This is a genomic window from Nostoc sp. (genome assembly GCF_036917935.1).
GTDB lineage: Bacteria > Cyanobacteriota > Cyanobacteriia > Cyanobacteriales > Nostocaceae > Nostoc.
This window is the reverse complement of sequence record NZ_JBALEL010000037.1, coordinates 13,163-36,242: the sequence shown is the minus strand read 5'-3', so window position 1 is coordinate 36,242 and position 23,080 is coordinate 13,163. Positions and strand designations below refer to the sequence as shown.

Sequence of the window (23,080 nt, the reverse complement as noted above, 5' to 3'; positions counted from 1 at the left end):
ATCGGGCTGCTGCCTCCCGTCAAACCAGGAGGCAGCAGCCCTCCCACAAGAGCATTACAAGGCTCTGCCTTGTAACTAGAGGTAATGCACATTTGGTTATGTCTGTCAATGCGTAAGTCCTAATAGATATGAGTGAAAAAATTTAGAGGCGTAGCACTGCTACGTCTCTACAAGGGTTCTGGATAACGCATATTTAATTTCACCAGATGTCTTTTTTAGGAATTGGCAAATTGGCAACTCTGAGAAAACTAAATGTGTTATTTTCAATCCTATACAAGGTGTATTTGCACTTTCAAGCTATTTAGACGGGCTGCAACCCGTCTTTATTTTTTGGGGCAGGAGATTGGTAGAAGCACCTGGGGCTTCAGCCAAGGCAATCGCGAACAGTTTGACCAGGGAGTCATGCTAGGAAGCGCTGCTGGATTAATTTCAGGTTTGGGTTCCGCCGAAAATACCTGTATTGTACAAATTCCCCAAAGCAGCGTTTATGTTTTGTCCTTAGAAGCTCCTATTCAATTGTCTGTTCGTTAGTCCAATCCTTGTCCAACAAAGAGTAACTTTTAACTGATAACTCCTGAAAGCGGGTGCAGTATTGTTAAATGAAAACTATGTCTGGTTTCAGTTTTCAGATACCGTTCTTGCAAAGGTTGCCACTGCTGCCACGACTGGTAACGATTTTCAGTTAACAAATTAGCAAGGGTGGGCAACTGAGTCTGAATTTCTGACTTGTAAACATCTGTAAGCCAGTCAGTTAAAATGGCACTATCTTGCATCGTACCCAAAATTTCTTGGATATTTTTCACTTCTGTAATATAAGCTGCGTAAGACTCGCCATATAAGTCAGTAAATAACTCCATCAGGTAGCGTATACGTTTAGCTTCTTTTCGCAAACTATGAAGATTTTCACCTTCTGTTGTCAATTGTTTTTCGATCTTTTTTGGTTTCCAGTTTTTCTGGATCTTCACTTCTGATTTCACAAATTGAGTACCAACTAGCCAACCCGGATGCAGAAAGAAGTTACTCACTTCTGGTAAAAGTAAGTCTGGTAGCACTTGCTGAATGGAAATAGATGCCAAAGGTAGATAACTGGGTTTCTCTAACCACTTATCTAATTCATCTTTTAGAGACTTGTAAGATTCGTCATTTAATGTTTTCTGCACACTCGATTGTACATCTTCACGTTGTTTAGCCAAAGCTGTAAAAGCTGTTTGCAGAGATTCCTGTTCTTTGTGGGGTAAGTTTGGTTTGTAATTGTTTTCCAAGCTTTCTTTGAGTACGTCTAAATCTCGCAGATTACCAAGACGGCGGGCTATTTTACCAATATTTTTATCACTGACTGGTTTCGACACATCCACCGCTAGCCCAAACCGAGTTACCGCTGTCCGTAGGCGGCGCATTCCCACTCGCATTTGGTGCAACGCTTCTGGATCTTCATCTTTCTTCACTGATTTTTCCCACTTCAAGGTTTTCTTAAAGTGTTTTTCAATCGCTTCGTAGGCGTAGTCACCGAGAGTCTTTACTGTAGGTTGTGTGGCTAATTTCATAATTGGTCTGAATGATAACCTCATGAGGTTATTGCATAATAACAACATTAGTTAAAAATTTGCATCTACTTTTGATATTTTTTTAGGCCATGAGGATTGTTAAATATGCTTATGACTATTGATAGTTGCATACTCTTCTATAAATATGCAATATTGGTCAAAGTTAGATCACACCATCAAGTTGATATGATCTATAGTTTTGAGATAAATATTTTTAGGAAGTTGAATCACATCTTATAATAGCATCTTTAACGTTTTTGTAACTCTCAATATGATTTAAAATGCCAAAATTACATTTGCTAAATCAAGTTTTATTGACTTTTGTAGATTCTTTTAAAGAACATAGAGAAGACTTATCAGCAGTGCTGCTAACACATCAGAAGTATTTATGGTTGGGGTCAGATGAAACCTCAACTATTGAGCGTCTCTCTTTGGTTGATACTGATAAATTTACAGATCATCAACAATTTCGTGTAGCAGAATTTATCAATTTACCTGCACCAGAAGAGGAAGAAATTGATATAGAAGGACTGGCTTACACTGACTATTACTTATGGTTTGTTGGTTCTCACAGCTACAAACGCAAAAAACCCCAACCTGAAAATACAGATGCCAAAAACTTTAAAAGGCTAGCAAAAATTGAATCGGAACCTAACCGTTACATCTTAGGAAGGATTCCTCTGATAGACGGTAAGCTATTCTCATCTTGCCCACACCCCCAAAAGCCAGATGTGGAATTGAATGCCGCTAAATTAGAGGTGACGAATCAGGGTAACTTGCTAATGACAGCTTTAGCAAATGATGACCATTTAGGCTTGTTTATTCAAGCAGCAATTCCCGGAAAGGACAATGGCTTTGATATTGAAGGAATAGGCATTTATCAAAACCGTGTCTTTCTGGGTTTGCGCGGCCCTGTATTGCGGGGTTGGGCTGTGGTGCTGGAAATAGAGTTAGAAGATTCTACCCCTGGACTGATGAAACTAAAGCAAATTGGGGAATTGCAGGAGTTATATAAAAAGCATTTTATCTGGTTGAATGGTTTGGGAATCCGGGATTTGTATGTAGATGGTAAAGATTTGTTGATTTTAGCTGGGCCAACGATGGATTTAGATGGGCCCGTGCAAGTTTATCGCTGGGTAAATGGTGTGAATTTGCGAGAAAATGTCTTCAGCAATCCCGATTTTGTGCAAGATATCCCTTATGGAAATCGGGAAGATCACGCTGAGGGAATGACGCTGTTTGAGGATGTAGCTGGCATACCTTCGCTATTGGTAGTTTATGACTCTCCAGCAAAAAGTAGGCTGGTGGGTGATGGTGGTGTAATCGCGGATGTGTTTAAGTTGGGCTAAACTCAATTTTGGATTTTGGATTTTGGATTGATCAGAAAGTCTTAAATGTTAGTAGAAATTGCTTGTACGGGACAGGTGGGAATACACTGTTCGCAGACGATACAGCGCGATCGCGTGAATGTCAACTTGTAGGTCTCTGGATGGAGGGTGAGGGCTTCGGTAGGACAAACCCCAGTACACAAGCCACAGTGGACACACACATCCTCGTCGATCGCAATTTCGCCTAATGTCGAAGAAACGTTAACATTACGCGATCGCATCCACTCGATCGCCGCATCTAATTGATCGATGTCTCCCGATAGTTCTACTACCAGTTTGCCAATTTGATTTGGGGCAACTTGGGCGCGGATAATATTGGCGGCGACGTTGAACTCTTTGGCCAGTACGTAAGTGACTGGCATTTGCACGGCGCGTTTCGGGAAGGTCAGGGTGACTCGTTTTTTCACAGGTTTAGCAGAGGGTTTTTCTGTTGTAGTGTATTGAGAGTTTGATCAGTCCTTCCCGACGCTAAGTTGCACGAACCAGCAAGGCAAGAGAAGGACGCTGCACTGCCTCCTACCTCAACATATAGCAAAGTGCTGTTAGCGGATAGTTAGGGTTTAGCCCGTGCTGAGTATAAACCCAGTTCTTTCAAGGCTTTGAGCAATCAACACTGTCCTAACATATCTGACTACAGCTATACAAGCCAATCCATTAACCAAAGCGATTCCGGTAATTTTGTTAACTGCTAATATCTAGGCTTCCGATCGCCGTCGCTATGCCCAGATGGGAATGATTAGTGCGATCGCTAAACCATTCAATCCTCTAGAATTAGCTGCTGAAGTAGCCGTAGCATTGGGCTGGAGTCTGGAAAAGTCGAACAAAATCTACAGCAAATTAATTTATCAAAAATAGACGTAGAGAAAAGTGAGTTAGAGGTTTTTTTAGGTGTTAAAGAACACAATTGGTTAAAAATCAAGCCAATTGTTGTTAAAGTACATAATATAAACGAACGACTTAAAGAAATTGGAACTTGGTTGCAAAATCAGCTATTTAATAAAATTTTAGTTGACCAAGAACCTTTGTTTATAAACAGCAATAACTTATATTTCTATATACGCAATAAAATTTAAACTAATTTTATTAATAAAATTTAACATAGATTAGCTGAACTACTTTTGGATTTACGCATTGACAATAAATATCAAATATGCATAAGTTTAAAAACCACATCTTTCGTAAGGGCACAGCATTGCTGTGCCCCGACATTATCGTCTATTTACAATCGCAGGATAATTAAGAAAAGCCTGAAACAACCGGAAGCATCGTTAATTCAGATCACGAGGCATTTGTACAGTGCGTAAGTCCTATACTTGATGTTGTAAAATAAGCAGTGGATTTTGTCGATTAACAAATTAAATCGTAATTTGGTTATTTTTGGTAATACAGACCAAAAGAATTGGACATAATCAGCATTTTCATTTCACCAAATTAATATTACGGATGGGTCTAATTGACGAACCACTCATTTTGGTATTATTGCTTTTTATTCTTCGGTATCACTCTTGCCCGATACTTTCTGATTGCTGGGGGAGCATACTTGCTCTTTTATTTAGTTCTGGGGAAGTCTCTCGCCAACAAGAGTTTGCGTTTGAAACCTTTGATGAGTTGTTCCATTAAAAAGGATATTGAATTATCGGTACTCTCCACAGTGGTTTTTGCTATTTGTGGAGCATTTATCATCTCAGAGTATAATTTGGGAGCAACGCTGTTATACGCTGACCTCTGGAAATACGGTCTGTGGTATTTAATAGTTAGCTTTATTGCGGTGCTGGTTCTTCAGGATACTTACTTTTATTTTATCCATCGGATCTTTCACCAGCCTCTAATTTTTAGATGGATGCATTATGGACACCACCGTTCAGGAGAGCCAACGCCCTGGAGTTCTTCTGCTTTCGACTTACCAGAAGCGATCGTACAAGGACTTTTCTTTGTCGGTGTAAGCTTCATAATTCCGCTGCATTTCATCACCTTAGTTGCTGCACTTATAACTATGACAGTATGGGCAGTATTTACCCATCTCGGATTTGAGTTATTTCCCTCCTCATCTAAAAGTTACTGGATTGGAAGGTGGCTTATCGGTTCTATGCATCATTCAATACATCATCGCAAATATAAAGTACACTACGGTTTGTATTTTACGTTCTGGGACAAACTGCTCGGTACTGAAGATCCTAATTATGAAAACGAAACCCACACAAGGGAGTTTTAATTTTGGATAAGTCATTAGTCATTAGTTTTTAGTCATTGGTTATTTCCAAATGACAAAAGACTAATGACTAATTCAGGAGTTATAGCGTTTCCTAATCATACAAGGTATGTCATAGCCCCCTCTCGAAGAGCGGGGAGGGGGTTGGGGGTGGGGTTCTTGTATCTCACTCAACTGAGAACCGCTATAATGCTTATTCACGACTTTGTGATTCATCTTGATTGTTAGTTTTTTGATGAGTAAAGCGAATTCCGACAAAGATATCGTAAATAAACTCTAAAAAGTCTTTCTTTTGTCGTAACCCTGAAGTTTGGTAACAGCCTTTTTCATCTAACAAAGGCTTCATCAGATAGTATGTAGACTGATATTTGTACCAGGGGATACAAGTCCATAAATGATGAATTAAATGGTAGTTCTGGCCTAAAATCAGGATGTTAAGAATTGGGCTGGGGTATACACGAGCATTTTTCCAGCGATCGCGTTCAATAAAGGGACGATGGGGCAAATAATCAAAAAATAAGCCCAGTATTAATCCCACTATACCAGAAGGTACAACCCAAAAATTGAGAACGTACATTAAAAAATGATATTGAACTGAGATATAAACAATTGCAACAACAATCAGACGGCTAATGAACCATTCCCATAGCTCATATTTGCGCCACAGTCGCCGTCGAAAGAAAAACACCTCGTGGGACAAGAATCGAAATGCAATTAGCCACAGCGGCCCACCTGTAGAAACAAAATGATCGGGGTCATCTTTGGGATGGTTGACATGAGCATGATGCTGCAAATGTACTCGTGTAAACACTGGGAAAACAAACCCCAGCATCAGGGCGCTACCATGCCCTAGCATGGCATTAATTGCTCGATTGCGGTGGGCAGATTGGTGACAAGCATCATGAATTACTGTTCCAGCACAATGCAAGGCAATAGTGTTAGAAACAAAACACAGCCAGTCTGGCCATTGCCAAAGCCAGTAACCACAATTAGATGACACCAGCACTGTCACAGATGCAAAAAACAGTAGTAGTGTAGGATTGAAATCACCAGGAGGCGCTAACAATTCCTTCGGTGGAACTTTCAGCAGTTTATGTGCTTCTGAAGTTACCGTTCTTACTTCTGTATCTACTATGTCTTCAAAGATGACTTCCAAGTTGTTGCCATTTAGCTTTTTATAGTCATCAACGGCTGGGTCGATGATGATTAGGCTTTTGTCCGGGATGTCAAAAAAATTAGGATCTAAAGAGGTCATAATTTTCCTGTTCGTGATTCGTTGATAAAATGGGCTTGAAATCCCAAACTCAGCCAGCACAGAATAGATTTCTTACCCCGATTAGAGAGATGAAAAGATTGAAAATTTAGCCAATACTCTTCTCTGTTCAAATTAGGTATGGACTGTAAGAGATAGGGAATAGGAAAAATTTTGAATTCCTTGCTACACTACACACATAAACAAAATATTTTATTTTTCATTCCGGGAGTTACTCCTGTTACTCATAATGCCAGCGCCAACGGCATACATAGATTTTGGTTTGATATCGACATTTATCGATTTGCCTAGTCAATGTTTTTTCCGATGTGCTGAAATTATGCTTTGTTATTGATTTTGTGAAAAACAATTTTCAACAATATAAAGAATACAGTTATTTGAATGATAAACGCAAGAGTTTTGTCGGAATTTGACGTATAATAAAAATATTTTAGACACCGATATCATACTTCTAACAAAAATGGATATTTTATTTGCTTAAATAAAAAAGTCGTCCCTTTTCATGGCTGATGCAATAAGTATATAGCGGTTCTCGGTTCAGTGAGGTACAAGAACCCCACCCCCAACCCCCTCCCCGCAAGCGATGAGGGGGCTATGATGTACCTCATCTGGTTAGGAAACGCTATATATACTAGCGATCGCTTACCCCCTTTCGATTCTGTGCAGTTGCTGGCTTCTTCTTTTAACCAAAACTCCATCGCGGGAGTATACTGGTAGCCAAAATAGGGAAAACTTCGCGCGAACTATAACACTTATTTGTGGAGGATACCACTTCCTACTCTGATTATGAGTTCGATGCCACCTAAAATATCAAATTTATATACTTAACAAAAAAGGTTTTGCTATGCGTCAATTATTACTAGTTTTGTCCAGTATACTAACTCTCAGCAGTTTAGATACCTCTGCCATAACAATAGCAAGCACAACGCCTGATTTATCTGAGATGCGCTTAGTTCAAAAGCTAAACTGCAACAATCCTCAAACTCAAAGAGCAATTAATGAATGTACGAAGTTATCTTATCAGAATGCAGATAAAAAACTGAATCAAGTTTATCAACAATTGGTATCTACATTAGAAAGGTCTAGAAAACAGAAGTTGGTTGCTGCACAGCTAGCATGGGTCAAGTTTCGAGATACCAATTGTGAGTTTGAGAGAAGCAAATATGAGGGCGGAAGTATTGCCTCTAGCATTTATTCTGGTTGTTTGGAAAATACCACAAAACTGCGTACCCAACAATTACAAGAATATCTGAAAACCGACCCTTAAGCTGAAGCTAAAAGTCAGTCTAGAAGAAGCTTTTAGAGATTAGACTTCTTGTATGAATCTGCAAGAGGTGTATTGAGTCAGAGACTCAATGAATGCATTCCCAGGCGGCAGCCTGGGAACGAGGAAAGTTTTATCAAGCTAGGTTTTATTAGGGACTGACAAGAAATAAATTATCCATCTTGTGGGGTGGGCAGGAAAGCCCGCCCTGAATATAGGACGGGTGCGGACACCCATCCCACAAGAGAATTTGGGATGTTTTTTTATTTGTCAGTCCCTTAACTACTAGTTGTCACTGGGAACTAGACTAATTATCTTTTTCTGAGATTAACGTAAACCTAAGATTTCGGAAATCGCCGCGACAATATCCAAATAAAAGTTGCCTTTCACTGCCCGAAACAACTCAAATTTCGAGTCAGGGGCACCAAAAAATGGTCTGAGAAACCATCCTAACTGCATACCAACAAAGGCATAAAGCAATAACCAGGATCTTAAAATAGTGGTGCGGGTTTTTTTGCCAACTTCATCTTGTTGAGAAAGTAATTGCATTCCCTCATAAAGGAATTTAACGCCAAATATGCCTGTAATGCCAAAAATAAACACGTTCAACAGTTTAAAAAATTGATAAGAATCGGGTGTAGTGATTAGAAAAAATAGCGTAACTGGTGCCAAGCTAAATAAAAGTACGCTAATCACTGACACAGATGTGAGCAATACCACGAAATGCTGTTGAATACTGCTTCGCGAACCAAACAAAACATTAAAAAAGAATAACGTGGGAAAACAAATTATCAGTGTTATTAAATAGAATGCTGGAAGTTTAATAGCACCAGATAATGCCTGTGCCCAACTGTGGGATGCACCGATAATTGCACCATAAATGGCAAAGAATATAGAACTAGATACGAACAGAGAACTGATTTTATTTTGTAATCGCACTCCCTGACGAATTTCTTCTAAGAATGACTGGCGATCGCGCAGTAAATTAACCAAAACACCAAATTGTTGAATTCCGCGATTTTGCTTTTTCAGCATAATTTTATAGTTTGTATATTTGGTGGAATTACTAATGAATATTTAACGGAATCCAAAGAGATAGCTAAGAGATTTAATCACGCTTAAATAAAAATTACCTTCTCTTTCGCGGAATAGTTCAAAGACAGAACCAGGTGTGCCAAAAAACGGTCTGAGAGTCCATCCTAACTGACTGCCTACGAAAGCGTAAAGAAATAGCCAAAATTGTAAAATTTTCTGGCGTGTTTTACTACCTTCATCATCTTGTTCTAAAACTAAACTCGTGGCTTGATATAAAGACGAAATACCAATAAATCCAGTGATGGCAAAGATCAAGACATTTAACAGGATTAAAAATTGGTAATTATTGGTGGTAATTAAGAAAAAGAGTGTGATTGGGGCAAAGCTAAATAAAAGTACGCTCGTGACTGAAACCGCAGTTAAGACTAATGCTAAATGCTGGGCAAAAGTCCGTTTTGAACCAAAAATAATGTTAGCAAAGAATAACGTCGGGATACAAATCAAAAGTGTGATTAAATAAAGGGCTGGGAGTTTAATGGCGGAAGATATAGCTTGCATCCAGCTATGGTATGCACCAATGATTCCGCCATAAGCAGCGATAAATAAGGAACTGCAAACCAGCAGCGAAATGATTTTATTTGGTAATCTCGTACCTTGGCGAACTTCTTCTAGAAAACCTTGGCGATCGCGCAGGAATCCAATCAGCACTGCAAAGTATTTGATTCCTGATGATTTCCGTTCCATAATATTATCCTCACACCGATAAAATTCTAAGTTTATTTAATCTGAGTAATCACCGCCAGAACCATACTTCCAAGCATCAATCAAACGATGCCAATAATATTGTTGTTCTTTTGGTTGATTCTTAATCCATGTTTCTAGCATTGGACTTAGCGAAAACAAGGCAGTGTATACACCTAAATTACTGTAATGTAACATCCAATCTAACAAACTTGCCAAACCTACTTGCGGAATTATCTTGGCAACTAATACAGGATGATATAAACCAGTTTTTAACAGTGTTTGCGTTAGTGCCGAAAACTGCACTATATCTTGTAAAAATGGTTTTAGCACTGGTGTACCTAACTGTTGCATTTCCTGAAATACCGCTGAGAGTAATTGGTTAATTTGATCTGGGGCAATTTTCTGATTTACACCAACACTCATCGCCCTTTGAAACAACCAGGTGACAGTCAAACTTGGCTGATAGGGTTGCAGCAGTGTTAACGCATTTGCAGATAATTGTTCCGTTTCCAGCGCTTCGGAAATGCCAGAAGTTAAACGCTTCAGGTGACGCACCATTGCCCCAAAACCACCAAAACTCAAGGGAGATTGACTACCACTGCTGTCCCCGGCTGGTAGAATGCGACTCCAAGGGGTTTTTAGCGGACTTTGGCGATAGGTGGGAAAGAAACCAAATAGCGATCGCTGAAATTTCAGTTTGCTCAATTCCACTCCCTGATATTCTGGTAAAAGACGCAGATATTCCTCAAATAGAGCTTCTAAACTCAAGCGTTGGGGATATGCATCCATGTAGGTAAACAAGTAAGTGGTTCTGCCATCCCTGGCTGGGAAGGCTTCCCAGAAATATTGGCATTGATTTTGCAACTCAGTGAATGATAATAACAAGTCGCCTGAGTTATTTTCTGGAAAACCTTGGGCGCAACTTCCTACAACTAAGCACAAAGCGTCTGGTTTTTTGCCTTGGCGTGCTTGTTGGCTGATGGGTGAAAAATGTCCCATCGCGTCGATTAATAACCGAGTTTTAAATTGGTTATTTACCATCACCCCGTCGGGATGAACCACGGCTTCGCTAAAGGGTGTGTTTTCTAACAACTTTCCCCCAGTGGCGAGAAATCGGGTTTTTAAGGTAGCGAGTAAATAAACTGGATCTACGCCGATATTCAAGACATCCTCTACCCAAACTTCTGTACCGCCAGCAAAACTAACTCGTGCTGGGTTATATTGAGTAGCGATCGCACTCTCTAATTCTTCCTCAGTCAGCAAGTTTAATTCCACAAACACATCTAATTCTTTGCGAGAAATATTCCATTCTTGTTCCCTCCCCCGCAAAATTCCCCGTTCCAGCAACGCCACCCGCAACCCCTTCACTGCCAAGGCGCAACCAATTAAAATGCCCAAAGTGCCACCGCAGATAATTACATCGAAGTCGGCATCGCTTAAAGGCTGTTGACTTTCTTTAACTAACGTTGGCACTGGTGCGGTGTTTTCGCGCAGAGATGTGAGGATGCGATCGCCTTGACGCAATCCTTTTAAAACATCGCCAGGTAATTGGGAAAGAATTTCTTCAGTTAAAGACATTTTGGAAAAACTAAACTCTACATTCCAAAACTACCTGAGAATGAAGAAAGTAGATATGATCCTGTCCAGGTAAATCGTAATTGGAACAGGACTTGTGCAAGAGAGATCCCCCCTAACCCCCCTTTTTAAGGGGGGAACCGAAATCAAAGTCCCCCTTAAAAAGGGGGGAACCGAAATCAAAGTCCCCCTTAAAAAGGGGGATTTAGGGGGATCTAAAACGTTTTGCTACCGACCAAAGAACTTTTAAAATATCCTCTTAAGGATTTTTTATTTAAAAGACCTCACGTTTAATTATCCCAAACCGAATAGTTTAGAAATGGCAGGCAATAATTTATTAGTCGCTTCAACTAGAGAAGCAACAGCAGGTAAGCCTGTAAATATCCCTTTCAACATGGTGATTGCTGTTTTCGCCGTCTTTTGCTTAGTGGATTCTTGAGGATTTTTACCCGCTTCTGCCAAAGTCTTCACCTGTTCTAGCGCTTCGGTTTTGTCTTCTTCTGACAAATATGTGGATTGGATGATTGCATCTTGCAACTGCGACAATAATTCTTTGATTCCTGGTTTCTCGGCATCGGTTGCATCAGGTAACTCATTGAGGGCAATACTCACGTTACCGCTAATGGTTCCCAAATTAGCAATAGAATTATTGCCAGCGATACCGCTAACATTACTGCTGCCTTGAATATTGATGCCGCTGATATCTGACATATTTGTATCTCCTTGAGTATAAAATTTCGGCTGCTTGAGAGCAGTATCTACCATATTTTCTAAACTAATAATGCGCTGATCTTTTTCTACAAGCAATAATTGCTGACTCTGGGATAAAGTTTTGAGTTGATTATAATCATCAAAATATTCTGCACTGAGTTGAGATTTATCGCTACCTGCGGCGGTTTTGGCTCTGAGTAAGATTTTATCATCGCCGCGTTTCTCCATTGCCACGATTTCTAACTCAGCTTCGGGATGGTTTTCGGCCAGGTTTTTGAAAGCGATCGCCACAGCGCGGGGGTCAACGCCTTGATTATGATAAAGGTCGAGGGTGTCAAAAATTGGCTTGATAAAGTCGGCAAAATCCCCGTCTGCAAATTCCTCTTGTTTATTATCAGGTTTGCGGAGGGGATCGGGGTCTTCTTTGGTGGGTAAGCGCATGTAGACATATTCACACCTCACCCCATGCAATTTAGTTGTATTTGTAATGCCCCAATCTTCAATGAAGGCTCCGGTGAGGGTTGCACCTGTTAAATCTGTGCCGTCTAGTTGCGTTTGCTTCAGCTTTGCTCTTGACAAATCGGCATCTTGCAAATTAGCTTCACTGAGATCGGTGCCAATAAAGCTGGCATCTGCTAAGTTAGCTTTTTGTAAGTTGATACCTCGTAGGTTTTGACGGCGGTCAAAGTTTGTGTCCTGTCCCTGTCCTGTAACCAGCAGTTGACGTACTTGTGAGTTTTGAAGATAAGTTGAACCAGGACGAACACGGTCAAGCATTTTGGCTTGATGCCAACGGCTACAGATAAGGATAGTGTTTCGGAAATCTGTACTTTTCAGCGTCGCAGCGGTGAAATCAGCACCTGTTAAGTCAGCGCCACGAAAACTTGTACCTCCTGTTGCAGCAAAGGCGATCGCGATATTACGAATTAAGGTGTGTTTTTGATCTCCTTTCATGGCTCGCCAGCTGATGTAGATACTAAATAACGTTCCGGCGACGGCTCCGGTGACGGCGACGGCGAAGGCTCCAGCAACGGCGAAGGCTCCAGCGACAGCGAAGGCGACGGCGACAGCGACGGCGAAGGCGACAGCGACGGCGAAGGCTCCGGCGACAGCGAAGGCGACGGCGATGGCGAAGGCTCCAGCGACGGCTGCGGCGACAGCGACGGCTCCGGCTCCGGCGACGGCTGCGGCTGCGGCTCCCACGATGGCTCCGGCTCCGGCGACGGCTACAGCGACGGCGAAGGCAACGGCGAAGGCGACAGCGAAGGCTCCTAAACCAGCTATTATTCCTTGGCGAATTGTGATGAAGAAAAAGGCAATCAATGTGATTAAAGCAACCCAGCCCGCAATCTGCTTTTCACTGGATGAGTCAAATATCTGCGACACCAAGTAACCATTGATAGCCCAGAAAAATCCTGACAGTACCGACAATAAGAATGAGACAATAACTAAACCAATTGCCCAACGTCGTTGCAGTCCAGCTTTGGCATGGCTGAAGTTTGCCCCTGTCAGGTTAGCATGGCTGAAGTTTGCCCCTCGGATATCGGCATAGCTAAAGTTTGCACCCGCAAGGTCTTGTCTACCTTTGAAGTTGCGTCCTCGGAGATTTTGACCGGAGAAGTCTAAAGCCATGTTCCACTTGACAGATGTGAGCAAATTTTACTACACGCTCACCCCTGTAAATTCAGGAATGTTTAGATATATTTGTTAGTTTAGGATCAAAGGTGCAACTTCGAGGATAAAAGCCGCAACTTCGAGGCTCAGAAGGTCATTGTTGAGCTTCAGAAGGTCAACTTCGAGGATAAAAGCCGCAACTTCGAGGCTCAGAAGGTCATTGTTGAGCCTCAGAAGGTCAACGTCGAGGATAAAAGGCGCAACTTCGAGGATAAAAGCCGCAACTTCGAGGCTCAGAAGGTCATCGTTGAGGCTCAGAAGGTCAACATTGAACCTTTGAAGGAAGGTCAGCTCTTTTTTACTTGTTGCGGGTCTTCATCAGGTGGGTGCCAACCACCTTTGATCCAAAGACGACGAGCTTTGACAATAGAGCCTTCATTATGACGTTCATCATTGAGGTCTAAACGATTACTTGTAGCTCGTCCTACAGAAGTAATGCCAATAATTGTTAGACCATCTGCTGACCAAATAAAGTGGTCAGACCACTTTTGCTGGCGTGGATTAAATAGAGGTAGCATCTGTCCTGTATCTGGATCAATTCCAGTGGTGAAATTGTAGCGATATCCATTGCAACGCTGACAGGCTAATGCCAAGTTATCAGGGTCATCCGAACCTTTAAGAGACTGCGGTATAATATGGTCAATAGAAAATAGAGCAGCACTTGCTTCTTCTGAAGAATGACAGTATTCACAAAGAAATTTCGCTCTTTGTCTGAGTAATTTTTTGGTGGAATCATTAACTGTCATGATTGAGAAATGATTTTGGCATTAAGCAAGGTAAAAATTCTATCAAGTTCCAATATGCCTGCCAATTCAGCATCTTCCTCGCTTGTTAGCAATCCAGCTTTCTTTTTCTCAGACAATTCTTCGAGTCGAGACTGTAATTCTTCAGTAAATTTAAACAAATATATGTCCCTAACTTTACTGAGTTTGATTCCAGAATCTACCCAGAATGAAGGTTGAACCATCATTTGAGTAATCATAAGCTGTATGTCTCGTTTAATTTAGCGGACTGGTGGTATTTTAACAGCTATTTTCGGGTAAATAAACCACGCGGTAGGGGCACAGCATTGCTGTGCCCTTACGACAGATGTGGTTCAAATACATGAAAATTGCTGTAACAGCGAGAAAGTAATCGTTTCGTCAAGAACATAATCTGTTGTATAAATTTGCCCATTTTCAGCGATGTCTGACGACAAGCCGCTTCTCTACGAGACGCGGCGCGAATGCGTCTACGCATATTGGTAAGCTTCTGTGGCTTGTTGGTGATAGCGTTCGCTTTTGTCATGGAGCGTGAGCCAGCCCCATGTATCAATAAAAAGCTTATCCGCCATAGAGTTCGTCGTCTAAGTTGGCAGCTAGAGAACCGTGAGATACTGCACCGATGAAATCTGCAAGGCGATCGCTGCTTTGGGTGGGTGGGTTGGATGCTGGTGATTTTTGGGTACGTGCAAGTTGTTGAACATACTGCAACACGTCTTTTAGGTGTTGCTCTGGCAGTTGTTCAATAGCGTCAAAGATAGCTTGTTTGGTTGTCATGGCAATAGCTCAATGTCGCTTTCAGGTTGTTAATATTTTATCTGCTAAACTGCGGTTCGCTCATGCCCAGAAACTATAGCCGAGTCTATTATGTGGATATAGACACTGTACAATAACTTGCATTACAGGAAATACTGATGGAACGCTCGAAAATAATTGCTATTCTTACAGGTGCGATTTCGATCATTTTAGCGATCGCCTACCTCATCGTAGTCCAACTCCTAGACTACCGGGACATGAAACCTGCCCCCATCAGCCAGATTGACTCACCACCTGCCATTACTATCTCTCACTGGCAGGTTGACAAAATTACCAAAATATAGATTACATTTAGTCGATTTATAGAGACGCAATCCATAGCGTCTCTTGTCATTTATATCAATTGAAAAAACTAATGATAACTATTGATTCATCTCTTACTCAATACATAGATAAGAATAAATACTTATTATTCATTGCTTGAATAGTTCACTATATATATAAGAAATAATTAGAGTTGTTATCTCAAATTTATTTAACAAAATAATTCCTTTTTGCTTGATATAACGGTAAGCTGTTTCTAACAAAATTAAACAAAGATAAATTTGCCTTATCTACAATCGCTGGGTAACAGGGATCAACGGCAGTTGATTTAAAACCCATAGTTTTTGATGACAATAATAGAGGTAAGTTGATGGCTCAGTTTCTACTTGAGACTGTTTGGCTAGTTCCGTGCTATGCCTTAATAGGTGGCTTATTAGCCGTGCCTTGGTCGCCAGGGATCATTCGTCGCACAGGGCCAAGACCGGCGGGTTATGTAAACTTGGTGATGACATTTTTGGCGTTTGTGCATTGTGCGATCGCCTTACAAGCAACTTGGAATTATCCAGCCCAAGAAGTATTTATTCCGTGGTTATCTACAGCTGGTTTAGACTTGACTATTGCTTTGGAAATATCCTCAGTCAGTGTCGGCGCTTTGGTTGTGATTACTGGCTTGAATTTGCTGGCGCAGATTTATGCAATTGGCTACATGGAGATGGATTGGGGTTGGGGACGCTTCTATTCTTTATTGGGATTATTTGAAGCGGGATTATGTGCCCTTGCTTTGTGTAATAACTTGTTCTTCAGCTATGTAATTTTGGAAGTCCTCACGCTGGGAACCTATCTACTAGTTGGCTTATGGTTTAGCCAGCCATTGGTAGTCTCAGGTGCGAGAGACGCTTTCTTAACCAAGCGGGTGGGAGACTTATTCTTGCTGATGGGCGTGTTGGCATTATGGCCTTTAGCTGGAACTTGGAATTATCCAGAATTAGCTGAGTGGGCGGCTACTGCTAACGTCAACCCGACAACTATGGCATTGGTAAGTTTAGCTTTAATTGCTGGGCCGATGGGCAAATGTGCCCAATTTCCCCTGCATCTGTGGCTAGATGAAGCGATGGAAGGCCCTGTTCCTAGTACGATTTTGCGGAACTCGGTAGTAGTAGCTAGTGGTGCATGGGTGCTGATTAAATTGCAACCTGTGTTAAGCATCTCACCCATAGCTTCCTCAGCGATGGTTGCGATTGGTGCGGTGACAGCCGTGGGTGCTTCTTTAATTGCGATCGCGCAAATCGATCTTAAACGCTGCCAATCCTATTCTGTCAGTGCATACATGGGTTTAGTATTCATCGCCGTGGGAGTGCAACAATACGAAGCGGCGCTATTGTTAGTACTCACCCATGCCATATCCGCAGCTTTGTTGGTGATGAGTACTGGCGGAATTATCTGGAATAGCATCACCCAAGATGTCACCCAATTAGGCGGATTATGGACACGTCGCCCGATTTCTGCGATCGCTTTTATCGTCGGCACATTGGGATTAATTGGTTTTCCACCGTTGGGTAGCTTTTGGGCGCTGATGGAACTAGCAGATGGGTTGTGGGAAACGCAACCTTGGTTAGTGGGAGTAGTGATAGCGGTGAATACTTTAACAGCCGTGAGCTTAACTAGAGAATTCGGTTTAATTTTTGGTGGTAAACCGACACAAATGAGTCAGCGATCGCCTGAAGCCCACTGGCCGATGATTCTGCCAACAATGATTTTACTTGGTGTCAGTCTACATCTTCCTTTAGTGTTGCAAAGCTTATCACTTTTACCCGATTGGGCAAGCCTAAATAAAGATGTCGCACTACTTTTAATTGGGTCGAGTATTTTCGGTTGCAGTATCACTGGCGTGATTTATTTAGGCAATATTCCTAAACCGATTCGCCTCCCTTGGCAAGGATTACAAGATTTATTTGCATACGACTTTTACACCCCTAAACTCTATCGGATTACCATAATTTTTGGAGTTGTAAAAATTTCCCAAATTGCCGATATGATTGACCGCTTTGTAGTCGATGGCATCGTTAATCTCGTTGGTTTATTTTCGCTATTAGGTGGCGAAGGTCTTAAATATAGCACCTCTGGACAAACCCAGTTTTATGCCTTCACTGTTCTTCTAGGTGTGAGTCTTTTAGGAATGTGGGTAACTTGGCCATTTTGGGGAATGCAGTTTTTAAATGTGATTTTTCAAATCTCGACAGTTGGGTAGCAGTAACTATGCTACTAAAAGTTAACAGTTTAATATTGTGAGAATAATTCCATGAGCATACAACATCCGCAGATAAATCTTTCCAGAAGAAGTTTATTTAAGTTTGGTGCAGGTGCGATCGGTACGGGTGTATTGACAGCCGGACTTAGCTCAAACTTACTTGCAGCCGAAAAAGCCCCAGCAGAAGATGAGATTACCCCCGATAAAGCATTGCAAGAATTACTAGATGGAAATGAAAGATTTGCCCAAAGAAAACGTCGTAATCCACACCAAACCTATTCACGTTTAGCCGAAGTTGCCAAAGGTCAAAAGCCCTTTGCTTCAATTCTCAGTTGTGCAGATTCACGGGTACCTTCAGAGATTGTCTTTGACCAAGGACTTGGAGATTTATTTGTCTGCCGTGTAGCTGGTAATATTGCCACACGAGAAGAAATTGGTAGCCTAGAATTTGGCAGTTTAGTATTAGGTTCCAAAGTCATTATGGTAGTGGGACATGAAAGATGTGGTGCGGTAGATGCCGCAATCAAAGGTGCTGAAGTGCCAGGGCAAATCGGAAGTTTGCTTGAGGCAATTAAACCGAGTGTAGAAAGCTCAAAAGGAAAATCAGGAGATAAGTTAGAAAACGCTTGTAAAGCAAATGTTTTGGCACAAATGAAAAAATTGAATTCATCGCCAGTTTTATCTGAGTTAATCAAGGGAGAAAAGCTGAAAATAGTCGGAGCTTATTACGATTTAGATACTGGCAAAATCAGTATAGTAGGCTAGCTTTTTTGTACTTAAATCTTGTTCCCAGTCTCCGGCTGGGAATGCAAATTCATACTGCCTCATGAATTCGCGGCAGAGCCGTAATGAAGTGCGTTTCCAGTCGGAGACTGGGAACGAGGAAAAGGACAAAGGATAAAATTACCATGTTAAGTGTTTTGATTTGGCTGCCAATTTTAACGGCTATTTTTATAGCAATATTACCTGTAAGTATCCCTAAACATCGCATTCGTTTAATAGCATTAATTTTTTCGGGGCTAGTTCTCTTTTGGAACCTGTTTATCCTGCTAAAATTTGATATTAGCAATCCAGGAATGCAATTTAAAGAGTATTTACCCTGGAATGAAACCCTTGGCTTGAACTATCAATTAGGTGTTGATGGGCTTTCTATCTTGATGTTGGTGTTAAATAGCCTACTCACCTGGATTGCTATTTACAGCAGTAGTAAAGAAACTGAACGCCCCCGGCTGTTCTACTCGATGATTTTATTAGTTAGTGGAGGAGTCGCAGGTGCTTTTGTCGCGGAGAATTTACTGCTATTCTTCCTATTCTATGAACTAGAATTAATCCCTTTCTACTTACTAATTTCCATTTGGGGTGGAGCAAAACGGGGTTACGCTGGGATTAAATTCCTGATTTATACTGCTGTTTCCGGAGCCTTAATTCTGGCAACATTTTTGGGTATGGTGTGGCTGAGTGGTTCTACCAATTTTGCTTTTGATGCAGTCTCTACAGAAAACCTGTCAACAGCCAAACAAATCCTTTTACTAGCAGGAATAGTGTTAGGTTTTGGGATTAAAATTCCCTTAGTTCCCTTCCATACTTGGCTACCCGATGCTTACGTTGAGGCTTCAGCACCAATTGCCATTCTTCTCGGTGGCGTGTTGGCAAAGCTGGGAACTTATGGACTGCTGCGATTTGGGTTGGGTATGTTTCCCCATGCTTGGAGCATTATTGCACCAACTTTAGCAATTTGGGGAGCAGTCAGCGCCATCTATGGGGCAGTAATTGCGATCGCTCAAACAGATATCAAGCGCATGGTAGCATACAGTTCCGTCGGTCACATGGGCTATATTTTGTTAGCTGGTGCTGCTAGTACTCCCTTAGCACTCGTTGGTGCAGTCGCCCAAATGTTTAGCCACGGTATCATCTTGGCGATTCTCTTCCACTTGGTGGGAGTCGTAGAAGCCAAAGTTGGCACCCGCGAGTTAGATAAACTCAATGGTTTAATGAGTCCTATACGCGGCTTACCTCTAATTAGCGCCTTACTAGTTTTAAGTGGGATGGCTAGTGCTGGTATTCCCGGTTTAACAGGATTCATCGCGGAATTTATCGTCTTTCAAGGTAGCTTCTCTGCCTTTCCCATCCCAACTATTTTGTGTGTAGTTGCTAGTGGATTAACCGCAGTTTATTTTCTCATCCTCCTCAACCGTACTTGTTTTGGCAGACTGGATAACATCGCCTACTATCCCAAAGTTCTTTGGTCTGAGAAAATACCAGCTTTAATTTTGGCAGCTTTCATCATCTTTTTGGGAGTACAACCCACTTGGTTAGTGCGTTGGAGTGAATCCACAACTACAACAATGGTGGCTGCAATTCCCTCTTTAGAAAAAACCGTAATCTCTGAAGTAGCGCTGAAATAGGTTACAAATTACAGTTTCTTCCTCTATCCCCATTCCCCATTACCATGACAGCAATTAAAACAGCAATTAAATTACCTCCTTCTAATCACGAATTTGCCGAAGTAATTCATCGCCTAGAAGCGGGCGGTGCAATGTTACCCGATACCCCAGAAAATTTGATGCAAATCATCGGTTTATATAAAGCTTATGCTGTGCCGATGGATTTCTACTGGCGTGACCTACTTTATATTGCCGAACGCGAATTTTTAAACCCGTTACCGTTCTTTAAATACTTCTTGCCGAAAGAGTATTTAGAACTGCATAATCATTACGCTGGCGATGATGCCGATTTACGAATTTGGCGCGGCGAAGCTACTGCACATCCAGAACTTTTGGCATTTATTGAGAAAGGTGAAACTTTCAAAATGCCGAAGTTATTGCATCACTTGTTCCACGATCGCATTAACATGGAATTTGCAGAAGCTTGTATGCGGGCGATGTTGTGGCACAGAGGCATGGGTGGACAATTTGACCCTTACCTCGATTCAGACGAATACAAAGCCAACGCTGACCGAGCAATTAAAGCTTACTTCCAAGGAAACCCAGTCATGCTGGGACTTTATAAGCTGTTCCCCGATCTGTTTTTGGAACAGTGCCGCCAGATGTCATACTACGCTAATCTGGGCTTATTCTGGGAAGTCATGGCCCCGGTATTTTTTGAAATGTCCGACCGCTACGACGAAGGTACGATTAGCAGCGTCCCAGAGGCAATGAGCTTCTTAGTTAATGGTATATTTGCGATCGCAGGTCGTCCCATTTACCATCACGTTTATATTCGTGGTGAATGCTACGAAATTGTCCCCAAATCCCAGGGTTTCATGTGGCTATATGAAGCCGCATTACCTTATGTCGAAGCAGTTTTCTACCGCACTGCACCCTTCCGAGGAACAAAATCTTATAATGCTCAAGCGCGTCAAGTGCCAGAAGACCAGAAAGACTTTCACTATGGTATTCTTTATGCTGATGTATTTCCAGTGGGTACTGCTGGCATTCCCCCGACATTATTAATGCAAGATATGTTGCATTTTTTGCCACCATATCTTGTTGATTACTACAGCCAACATTGCCGGGGTGAAGAAGATATGTTGATTCAGTTAGGAGTTAGTTTTCAACGCTCAATGTACTGTGTCACTTCTGCGGTAATTCAAGCTTTGCGAACTGCACTTTTGTATCCTTTAGATGACGAAAATCCCAAGCATTTACAAGCCAATCGAGATTTTTTTGAAATGCAGCTAAATCGCTTTACCCGTGCTGACTACAATATTCGTGATGCTGCTCGTTTAGGGAGCATTCAAAGTCAAGATTATCGATAAGATATCTCCATCTAAAACCTTTGTAGAGACGTATCACTACTACGTCTCTACATTCTTTTATACCAGATTGAACTGGACATCACTGCCTCCTGCGGCTCGACTGAGCGCTCGCCGAACGTCCTCCTGCCTCAAAACCTGTAGCTTTGTACTTCATGCAAAAGAAAACTGCTGTAATTAAGAACAGTCCTTTCCCTACTAGCGTTGAGGAGTAAGATTTAAAGCCTCTCTCATTCTAGGAGAGAGGAATGGAAGTGAGGTCTAAAGTCAAGCTAATAGCTGCTAGTAATCTACAATACTTGTAATTTTATGGAGTGTAGCCCCAGAATGAAGCACCCCATCCCATGAAAGCGCTACCAAAGACTAGCCATGCAGCATTGATGCGAAAGTGAATAGCTAAAATGGCTGAGACGATCGCGATCGCCAAGCCGAGAAAATCTACAAATGGCGCTTGTGGTAATGTTAAAGTTGCTGTCCCCAGTTGCACAGTAGTAACAACCATTAGCGCTACAGCACTAACATTCACAGCATCCAAAAATGCTCTAGTCCAAGAAGAGGCTCGTAAGCGTGGGATTAGGGGATTTAGGGCAGCAACGAAAACAAAAGAAGGTAGAAAAATTCCGATTGTGGCAACAATTGCGCCAGGTATGCCAGCGATGACATAACCAATAAACGTAGCAGTGGAAAGTACTGGCCCAGGGGTAAATTGACCAATTGCGATCGCATCTAATAACTGCTGTTGTGTCAGCCAGCCGTATTCTTGAACTAATCCCCCTTGCAGAAAAGCCACCAAAAGGTAGCCACCACCAAACAAGACACTACCGACTTTCAAAAAAAACCAGCCCAACTGCCATAAAGAAACCTTAGCTACAGTAGATGCAGCCGCTACCGATGCAGCAACTACAGCTGATGCTTTCAAAGTCGTGAGACTAGCAATCAGAAAGTTGGCTTTATCTCTTGGTTTGTCGTTTTTCTCGCCAGAATGTAACCAAACCATACCCAGCAATCCCCCAATTAATAGGGCAATTACTTCATTTAATTTGAATAACAATGTCAGCAATGCCACAGCGAAAGCAATCACTAGTAATTGGCGAGTTTTCACAGCCTTTTTTGCCAAGCCCCAGAGTGCATTGATGATGATTGCTAAAACAGCCGGTTTAATGCCATAAAGTAAGGGAGCGATTTGGGGTAGAGTACCGTAGGCAACATAAACCCAAGCAAACCCACCAGTAATTAGAACCGCAGGTAAGACAAAACAGACGCCTGACACAATCAGCCCCAGCCATCCTGCATAGATGTATCCTATGTGGATAGCCATTTCTGTGGAATTTGGCCCAGGAATTAGGTTAGTTGCGCCCAGCAAATCTAGAAAATGCTCCCTTGTCAACCACTGACGCCGCTTAACCACTTCATCTTCAATCATGGCAATATGGGCAACCGGGCCCCCAAAGCCGATGACGCCCAGTTTAAAAAATAGGTTGGCGAGTTCACCCAAACGACTTGCTGCTGAGTTAGTCATTTTTGCTTGGCAATATACTTTTCAACTAGGAATTGCTTAAGGTGCGGTTGTTCTCAGTTTAAACTCAAGTCGTCACTAACTACAGAAATAGGACTAGCGCTCTTTTATTACTCTCATGAGAGTATAATTAATTAAATTGACTCAATGCGAACCTGCTCAAGCTCTCGTCCAATCAATACTAATCGTGTTTGACGGGGTTCGTGGGGTTGCCAAGGACGATCATAAAAGTAGTCAAATCGATTACACCAGGTGACAAGTTCTGTTTCAGCCAATCCTGCACCCTAACTTGGGTCGGGAAATC

At 41.8% G+C, this 23,080-nt stretch carries 23 protein-coding genes and 2 pseudogenes; 12 read left to right on the top strand and 13 right to left on the bottom strand.

Translation table 11 applies throughout. The annotated features are described in order from the left end of the window. Positions 1-342 precede the first annotated feature (342 nt). Positions 343-531 (top strand): annotated as a pseudogene (locus V7K62_RS15320) (hypothetical protein); the annotation flags it as partial. Between the two features lie 29 nt (positions 532-560). Here the strand turns inward: V7K62_RS15320 and V7K62_RS15315 are convergent. After that, positions 561-1,544: a CHAD domain-containing protein gene (locus V7K62_RS15315; RefSeq protein WP_334865315.1), complete on the bottom strand. Its 984-nt coding sequence runs from the start codon at positions 1,542-1,544 to the stop codon at positions 561-563. A 281-nt stretch (positions 1,545-1,825) separates the two neighbouring features. Between V7K62_RS15315 and V7K62_RS15310 the strand changes: the two genes are divergently transcribed. Continuing rightward, positions 1,826-2,893 carry a DUF3616 domain-containing protein gene (locus tag V7K62_RS15310; protein ID WP_334865313.1) on the top strand — a complete coding sequence of 356 codons (1,068 nt, stop codon included), beginning with the start codon at positions 1,826-1,828 and terminating at the stop codon, positions 2,891-2,893. 41 nt (positions 2,894-2,934) lie between these two features. On the opposite strand, the gene V7K62_RS15305 is transcribed toward V7K62_RS15310, so the two are convergent. Further along, on the bottom strand, positions 2,935-3,339 hold the full coding sequence (locus V7K62_RS15305) for an NIL domain-containing protein (RefSeq protein WP_104905189.1): 405 nt from the start codon (positions 3,337-3,339) through the stop codon (positions 2,935-2,937). Between the two features lie 232 nt (positions 3,340-3,571). On the opposite strand from V7K62_RS15305, the pseudogene V7K62_RS15300 reads away from it, so the two are divergent. The 3 genes and pseudogenes from V7K62_RS15300 to V7K62_RS15295 all read left to right on the top strand — a co-directional run. Then, positions 3,572-3,787, top strand: a pseudogene (locus V7K62_RS15300) (hypothetical protein); the annotation flags it as partial. Beyond that, complete coding sequence (locus V7K62_RS31575; protein ID WP_442937300.1) at positions 3,727-4,005, top strand: FkbM family methyltransferase; 279 nt, start codon at positions 3,727-3,729, stop codon at positions 4,003-4,005. The pseudogene V7K62_RS15300 and the gene V7K62_RS31575, both read left to right, overlap by 61 nt. A 530-nt stretch (positions 4,006-4,535) precedes the next feature. Next, entirely contained in the window at positions 4,536-5,144 is a 609-nt protein-coding gene (locus V7K62_RS15295; RefSeq protein WP_442937288.1) for a sterol desaturase family protein, read from the top strand. A gap of 190 nt (positions 5,145-5,334) precedes the next feature. On the opposite strand, the gene crtR is transcribed toward V7K62_RS15295, so the two are convergent. Next, positions 5,335-6,396: a beta-carotene hydroxylase gene (gene crtR / locus V7K62_RS15290; RefSeq protein ID WP_334865309.1), complete on the bottom strand. Its 1,062-nt coding sequence runs from the start codon at positions 6,394-6,396 to the stop codon at positions 5,335-5,337. Positions 6,397-7,008: 612 nt separating this feature from the next. On the opposite strand from crtR, the gene V7K62_RS15285 reads away from it, so the two are divergent. After that, a complete protein-coding gene (locus V7K62_RS15285) occupies positions 7,009-7,131 on the top strand; it encodes a hypothetical protein (protein ID WP_334865307.1) in 123 nt (40 codons plus the stop codon). Between the two features lie 127 nt (positions 7,132-7,258). Continuing rightward, positions 7,259-7,681 (top strand): lysozyme inhibitor LprI family protein, encoded by a 423-nt coding sequence (locus V7K62_RS15280; protein ID WP_334865305.1) that lies wholly within the window; start codon positions 7,259-7,261, stop codon positions 7,679-7,681. A gap of 324 nt (positions 7,682-8,005) precedes the next feature. Here the strand turns inward: V7K62_RS15280 and V7K62_RS15275 are convergent, their stop codons facing one another. The 8 genes from V7K62_RS15275 to V7K62_RS15240 all read right to left on the bottom strand — a co-directional run bounded on the left by V7K62_RS15275 (position 8,006) and on the right by V7K62_RS15240 (position 14,955). Beyond that, positions 8,006-8,713: an actin-binding WH2 domain-containing protein gene (locus V7K62_RS15275; RefSeq protein WP_334865303.1), complete on the bottom strand. Its 708-nt coding sequence runs from the start codon at positions 8,711-8,713 to the stop codon at positions 8,006-8,008. Between the two features lie 42 nt (positions 8,714-8,755). After that, entirely contained in the window at positions 8,756-9,460 is a 705-nt protein-coding gene (locus V7K62_RS15270) for an actin-binding WH2 domain-containing protein (protein WP_334866005.1), read from the bottom strand. Between the two features lie 33 nt (positions 9,461-9,493). Continuing rightward, on the bottom strand, positions 9,494-11,035 hold the full coding sequence (locus V7K62_RS15265) for an FAD-binding oxidoreductase (protein ID WP_334865302.1): 1,542 nt from the start codon (positions 11,033-11,035) through the stop codon (positions 9,494-9,496). A 291-nt stretch (positions 11,036-11,326) separates the two neighbouring features. Continuing rightward, on the bottom strand, positions 11,327-13,375 hold the full coding sequence (locus tag V7K62_RS15260) for a pentapeptide repeat-containing protein (protein ID WP_334865300.1): 2,049 nt from the start codon (positions 13,373-13,375) through the stop codon (positions 11,327-11,329). A gap of 329 nt (positions 13,376-13,704) precedes the next feature. Further along, on the bottom strand, positions 13,705-14,163 hold the full coding sequence (locus V7K62_RS15255; RefSeq protein WP_334865298.1) for an HNH endonuclease: 459 nt from the start codon (positions 14,161-14,163) through the stop codon (positions 13,705-13,707). Then, the gene (locus tag V7K62_RS15250; RefSeq protein WP_094347747.1) at positions 14,160-14,399 is read right to left on the bottom strand and encodes a hypothetical protein; all 240 of its coding nucleotides are present in this window, start codon (positions 14,397-14,399) and stop codon (positions 14,160-14,162) included. Before V7K62_RS15250 ends, V7K62_RS15255 begins: the two co-directional genes overlap by 4 nt. Positions 14,400-14,497: 98 nt before the next feature. Beyond that, positions 14,498-14,704, bottom strand: a complete 207-nt coding sequence (locus tag V7K62_RS15245) for a hypothetical protein (RefSeq protein WP_334865297.1) — start codon at positions 14,702-14,704, stop codon at positions 14,498-14,500. A gap of 35 nt (positions 14,705-14,739) precedes the next feature. Next, complete coding sequence (locus tag V7K62_RS15240; protein ID WP_334865295.1) at positions 14,740-14,955, bottom strand: hypothetical protein; 216 nt, start codon at positions 14,953-14,955, stop codon at positions 14,740-14,742. Positions 14,956-15,092: 137 nt separating this feature from the next. On the opposite strand from V7K62_RS15240, the gene V7K62_RS15235 reads away from it, so the two are divergent. From V7K62_RS15235 to V7K62_RS15215, 5 genes are all read left to right on the top strand, one after another. Then, the gene (locus V7K62_RS15235; RefSeq protein ID WP_334865294.1) at positions 15,093-15,278 is read left to right on the top strand and encodes a hypothetical protein; all 186 of its coding nucleotides are present in this window, start codon (positions 15,093-15,095) and stop codon (positions 15,276-15,278) included. A 350-nt stretch (positions 15,279-15,628) separates the two neighbouring features. Then, positions 15,629-17,506, top strand: a complete 1,878-nt coding sequence (locus V7K62_RS15230) for an NAD(P)H-quinone oxidoreductase subunit F (RefSeq protein ID WP_334865292.1) — start codon at positions 15,629-15,631, stop codon at positions 17,504-17,506. A gap of 51 nt (positions 17,507-17,557) precedes the next feature. After that, complete coding sequence (locus V7K62_RS15225; RefSeq protein WP_334865290.1) at positions 17,558-18,271, top strand: carbonic anhydrase; 714 nt, start codon at positions 17,558-17,560, stop codon at positions 18,269-18,271. Positions 18,272-18,414: 143 nt separating this feature from the next. Next, the gene (locus tag V7K62_RS15220) at positions 18,415-19,911 is read left to right on the top strand and encodes an NADH-quinone oxidoreductase subunit M (RefSeq protein ID WP_334865289.1); all 1,497 of its coding nucleotides are present in this window, start codon (positions 18,415-18,417) and stop codon (positions 19,909-19,911) included. Between the two features lie 44 nt (positions 19,912-19,955). Next, entirely contained in the window at positions 19,956-21,263 is a 1,308-nt protein-coding gene (locus V7K62_RS15215; RefSeq protein WP_334865287.1) for a CO2 hydration protein, read from the top strand. Positions 21,264-21,567: 304 nt separating this feature from the next. Here the strand turns inward: V7K62_RS15215 and chrA are convergent, their stop codons facing one another. Both chrA and V7K62_RS31570 read right to left on the bottom strand, forming a co-directional pair. Then, complete coding sequence (chrA, locus tag V7K62_RS15210; RefSeq protein WP_334865285.1) at positions 21,568-22,779, bottom strand: chromate efflux transporter; 1,212 nt, start codon at positions 22,777-22,779, stop codon at positions 21,568-21,570. A 131-nt stretch (positions 22,780-22,910) separates the two neighbouring features. After that, a complete protein-coding gene (locus V7K62_RS31570; protein ID WP_442937287.1) occupies positions 22,911-23,051 on the bottom strand; it encodes a GTP-binding protein in 141 nt (46 codons plus the stop codon). Positions 23,052-23,080: the final 29 nt, after the last annotated feature.

Coding starts and splice junctions, on each gene's coding strand:
- V7K62_RS15315 (WP_334865315.1), bottom strand. CDS start 1,544: ATGAAATTAGCCACACAACCTACAGTAAAGACTCTCGGTGACTACGCC.
- V7K62_RS15310 (WP_334865313.1), top strand. CDS start 1,826: ATGCCAAAATTACATTTGCTAAATCAAGTTTTATTGACTTTTGTAGAT.
- V7K62_RS15295 (WP_442937288.1), top strand. CDS start 4,536: ATGAGTTGTTCCATTAAAAAGGATATTGAATTATCGGTACTCTCCACA.
- crtR (WP_334865309.1), bottom strand. CDS start 6,396: ATGACCTCTTTAGATCCTAATTTTTTTGACATCCCGGACAAAAGCCTA.
- V7K62_RS15285 (WP_334865307.1), top strand. CDS start 7,009: ATGATGTACCTCATCTGGTTAGGAAACGCTATATATACTAGCGATCGC.
- V7K62_RS15280 (WP_334865305.1), top strand. CDS start 7,259: ATGCGTCAATTATTACTAGTTTTGTCCAGTATACTAACTCTCAGCAGT.
- V7K62_RS15275 (WP_334865303.1), bottom strand. CDS start 8,713: ATGCTGAAAAAGCAAAATCGCGGAATTCAACAATTTGGTGTTTTGGTT.
- V7K62_RS15265 (WP_334865302.1), bottom strand. CDS start 11,035: ATGTCTTTAACTGAAGAAATTCTTTCCCAATTACCTGGCGATGTTTTA.
- V7K62_RS15260 (WP_334865300.1), bottom strand. CDS start 13,375: ATGGCTTTAGACTTCTCCGGTCAAAATCTCCGAGGACGCAACTTCAAA.
- V7K62_RS15255 (WP_334865298.1), bottom strand. CDS start 14,163: ATGACAGTTAATGATTCCACCAAAAAATTACTCAGACAAAGAGCGAAA.
- V7K62_RS15250 (WP_094347747.1), bottom strand. CDS start 14,399: ATGATTACTCAAATGATGGTTCAACCTTCATTCTGGGTAGATTCTGGA.
- V7K62_RS15245 (WP_334865297.1), bottom strand. CDS start 14,704: ATGACAAAAGCGAACGCTATCACCAACAAGCCACAGAAGCTTACCAAT.
- V7K62_RS15240 (WP_334865295.1), bottom strand. CDS start 14,955: ATGACAACCAAACAAGCTATCTTTGACGCTATTGAACAACTGCCAGAG.
- V7K62_RS15235 (WP_334865294.1), top strand. CDS start 15,093: ATGGAACGCTCGAAAATAATTGCTATTCTTACAGGTGCGATTTCGATC.
- V7K62_RS15230 (WP_334865292.1), top strand. CDS start 15,629: ATGGCTCAGTTTCTACTTGAGACTGTTTGGCTAGTTCCGTGCTATGCC.
- V7K62_RS15225 (WP_334865290.1), top strand. CDS start 17,558: ATGAGCATACAACATCCGCAGATAAATCTTTCCAGAAGAAGTTTATTT.
- V7K62_RS15220 (WP_334865289.1), top strand. CDS start 18,415: ATGTTAAGTGTTTTGATTTGGCTGCCAATTTTAACGGCTATTTTTATA.
- V7K62_RS15215 (WP_334865287.1), top strand. CDS start 19,956: ATGACAGCAATTAAAACAGCAATTAAATTACCTCCTTCTAATCACGAA.
- chrA (WP_334865285.1), bottom strand. CDS start 22,779: ATGACTAACTCAGCAGCAAGTCGTTTGGGTGAACTCGCCAACCTATTT.